This window comes from Dietzia sp. 179-F 9C3 NHS (genome assembly GCF_045369825.1).
In the GTDB taxonomy this organism is placed as follows: Bacteria; Actinomycetota; Actinomycetes; order Mycobacteriales; family Mycobacteriaceae; genus Dietzia.
Window position 1 is genome coordinate 136,538 of record NZ_JBIQES010000007.1, and the last position, 12,538, is coordinate 149,075.

Consider the following 12,538-nt stretch of genomic DNA (forward strand, 5'->3'; position numbering starts at 1 on the left):
GACTCAGCCGCCCCACCCGCCGCCGGCGGCTCGGACGTGGGTCACGTCCCCCGCCGCGACCGCCACCTCGTCGGCGGCGCCGCCCGCATCGTCGGGCCGCACGACGAGCCGACCCTCCCGATCCACCCGCACCGCCCGCCCGGTCCGGCTCCCGCCGGCCGGAAGCTCGACGCGGACGTCGGCGCCGAGTGTCGAGCAGGCCGCCGAGTACGCGCGGACCAGCTCGTCGGAGACGGTCGCGCCGCTGCCGCGATCGCAGGCGCGCCACTGCCCGTGCCGGTGGGCCATGGCCTCGAGCACGGCGCGCGCGACCGCGTCCCGGTCGCCGCTGCCGCCCTCGAGCACGAGGGAGGTGGCGTGCGGCACCGGCAGCTCGTCGCTCCGCAGGCCCACGTTGATCCCCACGCCCACGACGAGCGCGGGCAGCGGCACGGCGAAGTCGCCGCCGCCGCGGACCATGGTCATCTCGACGAGTATCCCGGCGACCTTGCGTCCGCCCACGAGGACGTCGTTGGGCCACTTGAGGGTGGCGTCCACGCCGCCCGCGGAGGAGAGCGCATCCCGAACCGCCAGCCCGGTGACGAGCGGCAGCCAGCCGTAGAGGGTCGGCGAGACCGCGCCCGGCCGCAACAGCACGCTCACCGCCACCTGGGTCCCCACCGGCGCCGTCCACGACCGGCCGAGCCGGCCCCGGCCGGAGGTCTGCAGCTCGGCCAGCAGAACACTGCGGTCGGCCGCCCCGTCCGCGGCGCGGCCGAGCAGCTCGGCGTTGGTCGAGCCGATCTCGTCCACCACGTCGAGGGTGGAGTACGGTGCGCCGGGCGCCTCGACGAGCGCGCTGCGCAGCGCGGCGGCGTCGAGGGGGCGGCGCGAATCGGTCGGCGGGTCGGCGTGCACGCCGTCCAGACTAGGTCGCCGCTCCCCCACTCGCGGGGTCGGCGACGGGGGAATCGGCCGGGGTGCACCTCGCGACGGCACCCCGGACTCGATAGAGTCCTACAACATGACGACTGCCTCAGAACCGGACGTGGCCGCCGACGTCCAGACGGACTCCGCGACGCCCGACATCCACACGACCGCCGGGAAGCTGTCCGAACTGCGCCGACGCCTCGACGAGGCGCGCGCCCCCATGGGGCAGGCCGCGATCGACAAGACGCACGACAAGGGCCTGATGACGGCCCGCGAGCGCATCGAGAACCTCCTCGACGAGGGCTCGTTCGTCGAGATCGACGCGCTCGCCCGCCACCGCGCCACCACCTTCGGCCTCGCCGAGAAGCGCCCGCTGGGCGACGGCGTCATCACCGGCTACGGCACGATCGACGGCCGCAGCGTCTGCGTCTTCTCGCAGGACGCCACCGTGTTCGGCGGTTCGCTCGGCGAGGTGTACGGCGAGAAGATCGTCAAGGTCATGGACCTGGCCATCAAGACCGGCCGGCCGATCATCGGCATCAACCACGGCGCCGGCGCGCGCATCCAGGAGGGCGTCGTCTCCCTCGGCCTGTACGGCGAGATCTTCCTGCGCAACACGCAGGCCTCCGGCGTCATCCCGCAGATCTCGCTCATCATGGGCCCCTCCGCCGGCGGCCACGTCTACTCCCCCGCCCTCACCGACTTCACGGTGATGGTCGACAAGACCTCGCAGATGTTCGTCACGGGTCCCGACGTCATCAAGACGGTCACCGGCGAGGAGGTCACCCAGGAGGAGCTGGGCGGCGCCACCACGCACATGACCAAGTCGGGTGTCTCCCACTACACGGCCTCCGACGAGCAGGACGCCCTGGACTTCGTCAAGGACCTGCTCTCCTACCTGCCCAGCAACAACCGGGCCGAGGCGCCCCGCTACCCGTACCCGGTCGCCGAGGGCGGCATCGAGGAGAACCTCACCCCCGAGGACCTCGAGCTGGACACGATCATCCCCGACTCGTCGAACAGCCCGTACGACATGCACGAGGTCATCGAGCACATCGTCGACGACGGCGAGTTCCTCGAGATCCAGGCGCAGTACGCCATGAACGTCGTCGTGGGCTACGGCCGCGTCGAGGGTCGCAGTGTCGGCGTGGTGGCCAACCAGCCCACCCAGTTCGCGGGCTGCCTGGACATCAAGGCCTCGGAGAAGGCCGCGCGCTTCGTCCGCACCTGCGACGCGTTCAACATCCCCATCCTCACCCTGGTGGACGTTCCGGGCTTCCTCCCGGGCACCGGCCAGGAGTTCGACGGCATCATCCGCCGCGGCGCCAAGCTGCTCTACGCCTATGGTGAGGCGACGGTCGGCAAGGTCACCGTCATCACCCGCAAGGCCTACGGCGGCGCCTATGACGTCATGGGCTCCAAACACATGGGCGCGGACATCAACCTCGCGTGGCCCACCGCCGAGATCGCCGTCATGGGCGCCTCCGGCGCCGTGGGCTTCGTCTACCGCCCCCAGCTCAAGCAGGCCGCCGAGAACGGCGAGGACGTCGACGCGCTGCGCCTCAAGCTCCAGGCCGAGTACGAGGACACGCTCGTCAACCCGTACGTCGCGGCCGAGCGCGGCTACATCGACGCCGTGATCCCGCCCTCGCACACCCGCCTGCAGGTGGCGCAGGCCCTGCGTCTGCTCGACCGCAAGGTCGTGGACGTGCCCGCCAAGAAGCACGGGAACATCCCGCTGTGAGCCGCGGAGCAGAGGACAGCGCGCAGGCCGTGCCCACGTCCGAAGAGAAGGCCGCGCTTCCGGCGAAGCCGTACTTCGAGATCACCCGCGGCAACCCCACGCCGGTCGAGGTGGGCATCCTCTCAGCCGTGTTCGCCACAGCTGAGGGCAACGCCGCCCACGCGGCCGAGCACGACACGGGGATCCGCGACGACTGGGGCGACGTGAACGACAAGCTGCGCACCCCGTTCGGCTACAGCCCCGGCTCGTTCCTCAACCGCCGGCAGTTCTGACGCCCACCTCCGGCGAGCGTCGCCCCCGCCCACGTTCCCCCGAGTCGCCGACCGGGATCGCGTGCGGGGGTGACGGCTCGCCCCCCGACTGGGACACTGGAGTCCACCCGCCCCGGCCCCAGGAGGACCCGTGCCCGATCAGCCCGCCACCCCGGACGACCGCTCTGACGCGGTGCTCGCCGAGAACCGCACGCTGGGCGGCAAGGCCGGCACCACCGCGGGCACGGCCACCCACATCACCGACGTCATCGGCCGCGCCGAGCCCTTCGAGGACAAGCCGCGCGCGTCGGTCGTCCACAGTGACGAGACCACCAAGATCGTCGCCTTCGAGTTCGCCACCGGCCAGGAGCTCGGCGACCACGCGGCCCACCACCCGGTGCTCATCCAGGTGCTGCGCGGGCGCGTCGACATCGGTCTGCCGGACCGCACGATCGACCTTTGCCCCGGCGAGATCCTGCACCTCACGCCCAAGCTGCGGCACTCGGTGGTGGCCGCCGAGCCCACGACGCTCACGGTGACCATGCTGCTGCCGCGCGACTGACGCGCTGGTTACGCTGGGCCGCATGATCGCGTTCGTCCTCGCCTCGGCCTCGCCGTCCCGTCTCCGGATCCTCCAGCAGGCCGGGGTCGACCCGTTTGTCCGGGTGCCGCGCGTCGACGAGGACGCACTGCTGGCCGCCCTGCCGGACCGCACCCCGCCGGTCCGGATCGTCGAGGAGCTGGCCCGGGCCAAGGCCGACGAGGTCCTCGCCCGCGAGGGCGCCGCGCTCGCCGAGGAGGCGCGCGCCGCGGGCGCCGAGCAGATGGTGCTCGTGGGCTGCGACTCGATGCTGCTCGTGGACGGCCGGCTCGAGGGCAAGCCCCACACCTACGAGCGCGCCATGGAACGCTGGCGTGCCGTCCGCGGACGGCACGGTGTGCTGCTCACCGGGCACGCCCTCGTGGTGGCCGACCTGCGCGACGGGACCGACCTCGTCGTCACACACCGGGGCGCCGACACCTCCGACACCACGGTGCATTTCGGCGCCCCCTCCGACGCCGACCTCGACGTGTACCTCCGGACCGGAGAGCCACTGGAGTGCGCGGGGGCGTTCACGATCGAGTCGCTCGGCGGCTGGTTCATCGACCGGATCGAGGGCGATCCGTCGAGCGTGATCGGACTCAGTCTGCCCCTTCTGCGGCGCCTGCTCGCCGGGGCCGACCTGCACGCACACCACCTCTGGCGGCCCGGGCTCGTCGGGTGAGCGCGCCGCCGGGGACCCCCGTACGGCGCACCCACCGACCCCCAAACCAACACATGAGGTAGCCCTCTCATTAGACTGCTCCAAGGACACCGACCACCCCACCGGGAACGCCGGTAAAGCAGACGTACACCACCAGGAGGCCCTGAGTGCCCAGTCATGCCAGCTCTCACATCACCAAGGTCCTCGTCGCCAACCGCGGCGAGATCGCCGTCAGGGTGATCCGCGCGGCGAAGGATGCCGGCCTGGCCAGCGTGGCCGTCTACGCCGAGCCCGACGCCGATGCCCTGTTCGTCAAGCTGGCGGACGAGGCCTTCGCCCTCGGGGGACAGACGTCCGCCGAGTCCTACCTGGTCTTCGACAAGATCCTCGATGCCGCCGCCAAGTCGGGCGCCGACGCGATCCACCCGGGCTACGGGTTCCTCTCGGAGAACGCCGACTTCGCCCAGGCCGTCATCGACGCCGGCCTCATCTGGATCGGTCCGCCGCCGCAGGCCATCCGCGACCTCGGCGACAAGGTCACGGCCCGCCACATCGCCGAGCGTGCCAATGCGCCGATGGCCGCCGGCACCAAGGACCCGGTCGCCAACGCGGACGAGGTCGTCAAGTTCGCCGAGGAGCACGGCCTACCCATCGCCATCAAGGCCGCCTTCGGCGGCGGTGGTCGCGGCATGAAGGTCGCCCACGAGATGAGCGAGGTCGCCGAGCTCTTCGAGTCCGCCACCCGCGAGGCCGTCGCCGCCTTCGGCCGCGGCGAGTGCTTCGTCGAGCAGTACCTCGACAAGGCCCGCCACGTCGAGGCGCAGGTCCTCGCCGACCAGCACGGCAACGTTGTGGTGGCCGGCACCCGGGACTGCACCCTGCAGCGCCGCTTCCAGAAGCTCGTCGAGGAGGCCCCCGCGCCGTTCCTCACCGACGACCAGCGGGGGCGCATCCACGACTCCGCCAAGGCCATCTGCAAGGAGGCCGGTTACTACGGTGCCGGCACCGTCGAGTACATGGTCCAGGGCGACACGATCTCGTTCCTCGAGGTCAACACCCGTCTCCAGGTGGAGCACCCGGTCACCGAGGAGACCGCCGGCATCGACCTCGTGCTCCAGCAGTTCAAGATCGCCGAGGGCGAGGTCCTGGAGTTCACCGAGGATCCGGCCCCGCGCGGCCACGCCTTCGAGTTCCGGATCAACGGGGAGGACGCCGGTCGCGGCTTCCTGCCCGCCCCGGGCACGATCACCGGCTACCACGAGCCCACCGGCCCCGGCGTCCGCATGGACTCGGGCGTCGAGCAGGGCGACACGATCGGCGGCCAGTTCGACTCGATGCTCGCCAAGCTCATCGTGTGGGGCGAGGACCGCGACCAGGCGCTCGCCCGCTCGGCCCGCGCCCTGAACGAGTACGTCGTCGAGGGCATGGCCACGGTCATCCCGTTCCACCAGCACATCGTCACCCACCCCGCGTTCGTGGGCGACGACAACGGCTTCGACGTCTACACCAAGTGGATCGAGAACGAGTGGGAGAACCCGATCGAGCCGTGGTCCCCGACCGGCGCCCCGGCCGACGAGGACGAGCCCGTCGAGCGCAAGAAGGTCGTCGTCGAGGTCGACGGCCGTCGCGTCGAGGTCTCGCTCCCCGGCGACCTCGCCTTCGGCGGCTCGCACGCCGGCGGCACGGTCCGCCGCAAGGCCAAGTCCCGCACCCGTGGCGGCGCCGCCGGCGCGGCCGCCTCCGGCGACGCCGTGTCGGCGCCCATGCAGGGCACCGTCGTCAAGGTGGCCGTCGAGGAAGGCCAGGAGATCAAGCAGGGCGACCTCGTGGCCGTCCTCGAGGCCATGAAGATGGAGAACCCCGTCACCGCGCACAAGGACGGCGTCGTCACCGACCTGTCCGTGGACGCCGGCGCCGCCGTCACGCAGGGCGCCGTCCTCTGCGAGATCAAGGACGCCTGATCCGGGCAGGCGCCTGAGCAGACGTTCGAAGGGCCCGCCGACCGTCGTGGTCGGCGGGCCCTTTCGTCGGCCGCCCCCGCCGTCCGCCTCAGCCGGGGACGACGGCCAGTCCGAGCGCCCCTTCGACGAACCGGGTCACGGTCTCGACACCCACGGCGGCGGCCTCGTCGGCCCGGTCGGCGCCGGGCACGGGGCGGGCGCTCACGACGGCGGAGGCGCCGTCAACCTCGCAGCGGATCTCGGCGCACATGTCGACGTCGGTCTGGACGCAGGCCGCCCACGTCAGTGGCGTGCCGTCGGCCCAGCCCCGGTCGCGACGGGCGACGGCGTCGTCGGCGGTCTCCCCCAGCGCGCGCAGGGCGGGCCGGTCGTCGACGCGGTCGTCCGCGCGCAGTGCCCGGAGGTAGAAGGGGCCGGCGTTGATCTCGACGGGCTCCACGTCAGCGGCTCTCGCTCACGACCGGTTCGGCGGCGGCCGGGTCGAAGCGGGTGTCCATGGTGTCCACGAGGAACTCGCGAACCTCGGGCACGGCGCGCAGGTAGGCGTCGGCCTCGTCGTCGGCGTCCGCCGTCTGGCTGGCCTGCTCGGCGGCCACGCGCCGCTCGAACAGCTCGATCTCGCGGGCGACGCGGGCGTCGTCCCAGCCCAGCGCGTCGGCCATGAGGTCGGCCACCTCGCGGGCGCACTCCACGCCGCCGTGCTGGTACTCCATGGAGATGCGGGTCCGCCGGACGAGGACGTCCTCCAGGTGGAGTGCGGCCTCGGAGAGCGCGGCGTAGACCACCTCGACGCGCAGGTAGCGCTCGGCGCCGCCGAGGGAGCCCAGCAGGTCGGGGCGCCCGACGGCGAGGTCGAGCACCTCCTCGACGAGCGTGCCGTAGCGGTCGAGCAGGTGATGCACCTGGTCCTCGCGGATCTCGTAGCGGTCGGCGATCCGGTCGGCCCGGTTGACCATGGCCGGGTAGCCGTCGGCGCCCAGGAGCGGGATCCGCTCGGTGGTCGAGGCGGGCACGGCGGCCGCGGCCTCCTCGCCCATCTCGGCGATCGCCGCGTCGACGGCGTCGGCCGCCATGACGCGGTAGGTGGTGTACTTGCCGCCGGCCACCACCACGGCCCCGGGGGCGACGGTCATCACGGCGTGCTCGCGGGAGAGCTTGGCCGTGGAGGCGTCGGCCGCCCCGGAGAGCAGGGGGCGCAGGCCGGCGTAGACGCCGCGGACGTCCTCGCGGGTGATCCGGTCGGTGAGGACGGCGTTGACGTGGCCGAGGATGTAGTCGATGTCCGCGCTAGTCGCCGCCGGGTGGGCCAGGTCGAGGTGCCAATCGGTGTCGGTGGTGCCGATGATCCAGTACTCGCCCCAGGGGATCACGAACAGCACGGACTTCTCGGTGCGCAGGATGAGTGCGGCCTCGGAGTCCACCTTGTCGCGGTCCACCACGATGTGGACCCCCTTGGAGGCGCGGACGGTGAAGCCGGCCTCCTCGCCGAGCATCCGCTGGAGCTGGTCGGTCCACACACCGGCCGCGTTGAGCACCACGCGGGCCCGCACGTCGGTCTCCCGGCCCGTCTCCGCGTCCCGCACACGGACTCCGACGACCCTCTCGCCGTCGCGCAGATATCCGACGACCTGGGTGGAGGTGGTCACCACGGCGCCGTGCCGCGCGGCGGTCCGGGCCAGGGTGAGCGTGTGGCGGGCGTCGTCGACGAGCGTGTCCCAGTAGCGGATGCCGCCGACGATCGAGTCCTCGCGCAGCCCGGGCGCCAGGCGCAGCGCGCCGGCGCGCGTGTAGTGCTTCTGCGGTGGCACGCTCTTGGCGCCGCCCATGACGTCGTAGAGGACGAAGCCGGCCGCCATGTACGGCCGCTCCCAGAACCGCCTGGTGAGGGGGAAGAGGAACTTGAGCGGCTTGACCAGGTGGGGGGCCAGGCGCGACATGCTCAACTCACGCTCGTGGAGCGCCTCGGCGACGAGGCCGAAGTCGAGCTGCTCGAGGTACCGCAGCCCGCCGTGGAACATCTTGGAGCTGCGTGATGAGGTCCCGGCCGCGAAGTCGCGGGCCTCGACCAGTGCGACGGACAGGCCGCGGGTCGCGGCGTCGACGGCACTGCCGACACCCACCACCCCGCCTCCGACGATCACCACGTCGAAGGTCTCCTCCGACATCCTGCGCCACGACTCGGCCCGTCGCTCAGGCCCGAGGGCGGAGCGGTCTCTCATGGTGGGCATCGCACTCCCTCCGGGGCCGGTCGAGGGTTCCGGCCGCCTCGGTTCCGACTCTACGCCGGACCGGACGTACTCTTGCGGCGTGACCCGCAACACATACATCCTCGCCATCGACCAGGGCACCACCTCGTCGCGTGCCATTCTCTTCGACCACGACGGCCTGCCCGTCCCCACCGCCACGGCGCAGGTCGAACACCGGCAGATCCTCCCCCGTGCCGGCTGGGTGGAACACGACCCCATGGAGATCTGGGAGAACGTGCGCACGGTGATGGCGCAGGTCGCGGGTCACGCCGACCTCGAGCCGGCGCTGGTGAGCGCGATCGGGATCACCAACCAGCGCGAGACCGTGGTGGTGTGGGACAAGGAGTCCGGCCGACCCGTGTACAACGCCATCGTGTGGCAGGACACCCGGACGTCGGGGATCTGCGCCCGACTGGCGGAGGGACACGACGACGCCGAGGACCGCTTCCGCGACGCCACGGGCCTGCCCCTGTCCACGTACTTCGCCGGCCCCAAGATCCGCTGGATCCTCGAGCACCTCGACTCCGAGGGCGAGCGCGGGACCGAACGCGCCGAGGCGGGCGAGCTCCTGGCCGGGACCATCGACACGTGGCTGGTGTGGAACCTCACCGGCGGCAGCCGCGGGGGGCCCGATGGCGAGCCGGCGCTGCACGTCACCGACGTCACCAACGCCTCGCGCACCATGCTCATGGACCTGCGGACGCTGGAGTGGAGTGACGAGCTGTGCCGCGAGATCGGGGTGCCGCGGGCGATGCTGCCGCAGATCGTCCCGTCCTCCGGGGTGGTGGGGAAGGTCGCCGAGCGCCGGATGTTCGGCGGCACCCCCATCGCCGGGATCCTCGGCGACCAGCAGGCGGCCATGTTCGGCCAGACCTGCTTCGAGCCCGGGGAGGCCAAGAACACCTACGGAACCGGCGCGTTCCTGCTGCTCAACACCGGCACCGAGCCGCAGTTCAGCGAGAACGGCCTGCTCACCACCGTGTGCTACCAGCTCGAGGGGCAGGACCCCGTGTACGCGCTCGAGGGCTCGGTGGCGGTGGCGGGCTCGCTCGTGCAGTGGCTGCGCGACAACCTGGGGATCATCGACGACGCCGCCGAGACCGAGGACCTGGCCACCTCGGTGGAGGACAACGGGGACTGCTACCTCGTGCCCGCGTTCTCCGGCCTGCTCGCCCCACGCTGGCGATCCGACGCGCGCGGCGCGCTTGTCGGCCTGACCCGCTTCCACACCCGCGCCCACCTGGCGCGCGCCGCGCTCGAGGCCACCGCCTTCCAGAGCCGGGAGATGGCGGCGGCGATGGTCGCCGACGCCGGGGAGAAGCCGGATTCGCTGCGCGTGGACGGCGGCATGGTGGTCAACGACTTCCTCATGCAGTTCCAGGCCGACATCCTCGGCGTGGCGGTGGTGCGGCCCGAGGTCACGGAGACCACGGCCCTGGGCGCGGCGTTCGCGGCCGGCCTGGCCGTGGGCGAGTGGGAATCCCCGGAGACGCTGCGGGACCTGTGGCGCGAGAACCACCGGTGGGAGCCGGAGATGGACGACGACGAGCGGGAGCGGCTGCTGGCGCGGTGGGACGACGCGGTCGAACGGACCCTCGGCTGGGCGGACAACGAGCCCTGACGCCCCGAGCTGCCGCTCAGGGGGCCGGGTGGAAGACCGCGGGCCGCAGGGGACGGACCGCGACCCGGTCGCCCACCCCGACGCGCTCGCCGCCGCGCACCGGGACGGCGCAGGACCGGTCGGTGCCGTCGAACCACAGCCGGACCAGGGTCGTCGCGCCGTGGAACTCCACGCCGGCGCACACCCCGTGGCCGCGGCCGACCTCGTCGTCGTCACCGGCCCGGAGCACCTCGAGGCTCTCCGGGCGCCACAACACCGTGCCGGCGCCCTGAGCCGCCGAGTCCAGCGGGACCGCGCCGATGACCGTGTGGGCGGACCCACCGTCGGCCGTGGCCGGCAGGACCACCGTCTCCCCGGAGAGTTGCGCGACCTCGCGGCTCGCCGGGTGCAGGTAGAGCCGCTCGGGGGTGTCCACCTGTGCCAACTCGCCGTCGATGAGCACCGCGACACGATCGGCGGTGGCGAGAGCCTCCTCGCGGTCGTGGGTGACGAGCACCGAGGTGGCGCCGGACTCGGCGAGCAGGGCCGCGACCTCGGCGCGGACCCGGCCGCGCAGAGCCGCGTCGAGCGCGCTGAACGGCTCGTCGAGCAGGATGAGCCCCGCACCGGGGGCCAGCGCCCGGGCCAGGGCCACGCGCTGCTGCTGCCCACCGGAGAGCTGCGATGGCTTGTCACCCGCGCGGTTGGCCAGTCCCACCAGGTCGAGGACCTCACGGACGCGGGCGGCGCGCGCGGCGCGGCCCCGCCATCGGGCCACCGGGTCGGCGGGCACGAGCCCGAAGCCCACGTTCCGGGCCACGCTGAGGTGCGGGAAGAGGGCGCCCTGCTGGGGCACGAGGCCGACGCCGCGCCGCTGGGCCGGCAGAGTGTCCACGCGCCGGCCCTCGAGCAGGATCCGGCCGGCGGAGACGGGATGGAGCCCGGCGATCATCCGCAGGACCGTGGTCTTGCCCGAGCCCGAGGCGCCGAGCACGGCCAGCGACGTGCCTGCCTCGACCGTGAGGTCGATCCCGCGGACGACACTGTGCCCGCCGTAGCCGCCGGAGACGCCGACGAGTTGGAGCTCGCCGCCGGGTCGTCGTCGCGCACTCACCGCGCCACCACCTCCTCCTCCGGGGTCCGGGTCGCCGCGAACGTCGGGATCGCCTGGCGCCCGCCGACGCCCCAGCCGAACGAGCGGCCGAGCACCGCGGCCGGGATCACGGCCACGGCGACGAGCATCGCCGCGTACGGGGCTGCCTGGGAGTAGGCCGCCATCTCGGTGTGCGTCCACATCGCCGAGGCGAGGGTCTGGGTCCCCGTGGGGCGGAGCAACAGCGTAGCGGGCAATTCCTTGGCCACGCTGAGAAAGACGAGGCTGGCGCCGGCGAGCACGCCCGGCATGGCCAGCGGGGCCACCACGCGCAGGAAGGTGCGGACCCGACCGGAGCCGAGGCTTACCGACGCGTCCTCGAGAGCGGTGGGGATCGCGTCGACGGCGGAGCGGACCACCCCCACCGCGAGGGGCAGGAACAGCACGACGTAGCCGAAGACCAGCATCGGCGTCCGCTGGTAGAGGTCGGGCACGAGCCGGATGCCCACGAAGACCACGGCGAGGCCGACCGTGATGCCCGGCAGGGCGAACCCGATCTGCGCGACGGCCTCGGTCGCGCGGGCGACCGGGCCGGTGGACCGGGCGGCGAGAACGCCGATGGGCAGGGCGAGCAGGATCGTCACGAGAGCGGCTACGGCGGAGACCCCGGCGGTGGTCCACGTCGCCTCGAAGACCGGGCCCCACGCCACGTCGACCCTCGCGGCGGCGCGGACCCACCGCACGAGGCCGACGAGCGGTGCGGCGACGCCGCCGGCGAGAACGGCTCCCACGAGCGCGAGGGCGGGCACGAGCCACCACCCCAGGGGGAGTCGCCCGGGCACGGAAGCGACGCCGGAGCCGATCCGCGCCACCTCGCCGCGCCGGGCGCGGCGTTCCGCCGTCATGACGACGAGGGCGACCAGGACGAGGACGCAGGCCAGGACCGCGGCGGGCACGCGGTCGAACGTGGCGCGGTAACTGTGGTAGATGCCCACGGTGAAGGCGTCGTAGCGGAGCATGGCGACGGCCCCGAAGTCCGAGAGCGTGTACAGGGCCACGAGCAGCGCCCCGGCCGCCACGGCGGGCCGGACCTGGCGCAGCGTCACCCCGAGCACCGCCCGCACCGAGCCCCGGCCGAGGGTCCGGGCGACCTCTTCGAGCCCCGGGTCGACGGTGCGCAGCGCCGCGGCGGCGGGCAGGAAGACATACGGGTAGCACGAGATCGTCATGACGATGACCGAGCCCGGCAAGCCGAGCACCCCGGGGAAGTCTGCGAGCCACAGGTAGCCCAGGACGTACGACGGCATCGCGAGCGGCACACACAGCAGGGCACCGAGGGCCGGGGCCCCGGGCAGGTCGGTGCGGACCGTGAGCCAGGCCAGCGCCACCCCGATCACCACGCTTGTGGCGGTGACCAGCACGACGAGCACGACCGTGTTGACGAGCAGTTCGGCCGACCGGCCGGACCGCACCACCGCGAGGGCGTGGCC

11 protein-coding genes are annotated in these 12,538 nt (G+C 72.8%); 6 read left to right on the plus strand and 5 right to left on the minus strand.

Annotated elements, in window-relative coordinates; translation table 11 throughout:
* Positions 1 to 3: 3 nt before the first annotated feature.
* Complete coding sequence (locus ACH0BZ_RS10435) at positions 4 to 897, minus strand: biotin--[acetyl-CoA-carboxylase] ligase (RefSeq protein WP_406898210.1); 894 nt, start codon at positions 895 to 897, stop codon at positions 4 to 6.
* A gap of 106 nt (positions 898 to 1,003) precedes the next feature.
* Here ACH0BZ_RS10435 and ACH0BZ_RS10440 point away from each other — a divergent pair, with 106 nt between their 5' ends.
* The 5 genes from ACH0BZ_RS10440 (at position 1,004) to ACH0BZ_RS10460 (ending at position 6,109) form a co-directional block, all read left to right on the plus strand.
* On the plus strand, positions 1,004 to 2,653 hold the full coding sequence (locus ACH0BZ_RS10440; RefSeq protein WP_406898211.1) for an acyl-CoA carboxylase subunit beta: 1,650 nt from the start codon (positions 1,004 to 1,006) through the stop codon (positions 2,651 to 2,653).
* The gene (locus ACH0BZ_RS10445) at positions 2,650 to 2,925 is read left to right on the plus strand and encodes an acyl-CoA carboxylase subunit epsilon (RefSeq protein WP_406898212.1); all 276 of its coding nucleotides are present in this window, start codon (positions 2,650 to 2,652) and stop codon (positions 2,923 to 2,925) included. Before ACH0BZ_RS10440 ends, ACH0BZ_RS10445 begins: the two co-directional genes overlap by 4 nt.
* A 130-nt stretch (positions 2,926 to 3,055) precedes the next feature.
* Positions 3,056 to 3,466 (plus strand): cupin domain-containing protein, encoded by a 411-nt coding sequence (locus ACH0BZ_RS10450; protein WP_406898214.1) that lies wholly within the window; start codon positions 3,056 to 3,058, stop codon positions 3,464 to 3,466.
* Positions 3,467 to 3,488: 22 nt separating this feature from the next.
* A complete protein-coding gene (locus ACH0BZ_RS10455; protein ID WP_406898215.1) occupies positions 3,489 to 4,169 on the plus strand; it encodes a Maf family protein in 681 nt (226 codons plus the stop codon).
* A 146-nt stretch (positions 4,170 to 4,315) separates the two neighbouring features.
* The gene (locus tag ACH0BZ_RS10460; RefSeq protein ID WP_406898216.1) at positions 4,316 to 6,109 is read left to right on the plus strand and encodes an acetyl/propionyl/methylcrotonyl-CoA carboxylase subunit alpha; all 1,794 of its coding nucleotides are present in this window, start codon (positions 4,316 to 4,318) and stop codon (positions 6,107 to 6,109) included.
* 88 nt (positions 6,110 to 6,197) lie between these two features.
* On the opposite strand, the gene ACH0BZ_RS10465 is transcribed toward ACH0BZ_RS10460, so the two are convergent.
* Complete coding sequence (locus ACH0BZ_RS10465; RefSeq protein WP_406898217.1) at positions 6,198 to 6,548, minus strand: hypothetical protein; 351 nt, start codon at positions 6,546 to 6,548, stop codon at positions 6,198 to 6,200.
* A 1-nt stretch (position 6,549) separates the two neighbouring features.
* Positions 6,550 to 8,337 (minus strand): glycerol-3-phosphate dehydrogenase/oxidase, encoded by a 1,788-nt coding sequence (locus tag ACH0BZ_RS10470; RefSeq protein WP_406898218.1) that lies wholly within the window; start codon positions 8,335 to 8,337, stop codon positions 6,550 to 6,552.
* Positions 8,338 to 8,416: 79 nt separating this feature from the next.
* Here ACH0BZ_RS10470 and glpK point away from each other — a divergent pair, with 79 nt between their 5' ends.
* Positions 8,417 to 9,976 (plus strand): glycerol kinase GlpK, encoded by a 1,560-nt coding sequence (gene glpK / locus ACH0BZ_RS10475; protein WP_406898219.1) that lies wholly within the window; start codon positions 8,417 to 8,419, stop codon positions 9,974 to 9,976.
* Positions 9,977 to 9,992: 16 nt separating this feature from the next.
* Here glpK and ACH0BZ_RS10480 read toward each other — a convergent pair whose 3' ends face one another.
* Both ACH0BZ_RS10480 and ACH0BZ_RS10485 read right to left on the minus strand, forming a co-directional pair.
* On the minus strand, positions 9,993 to 11,069 hold the full coding sequence (locus tag ACH0BZ_RS10480; protein WP_406898220.1) for an ABC transporter ATP-binding protein: 1,077 nt from the start codon (positions 11,067 to 11,069) through the stop codon (positions 9,993 to 9,995).
* Entirely contained in the window at positions 11,066 to 12,520 is a 1,455-nt protein-coding gene (locus tag ACH0BZ_RS10485; RefSeq protein WP_406898222.1) for an ABC transporter permease, read from the minus strand. Before ACH0BZ_RS10485 ends, ACH0BZ_RS10480 begins: the two co-directional genes overlap by 4 nt.
* Positions 12,521 to 12,538: the final 18 nt, after the last annotated feature.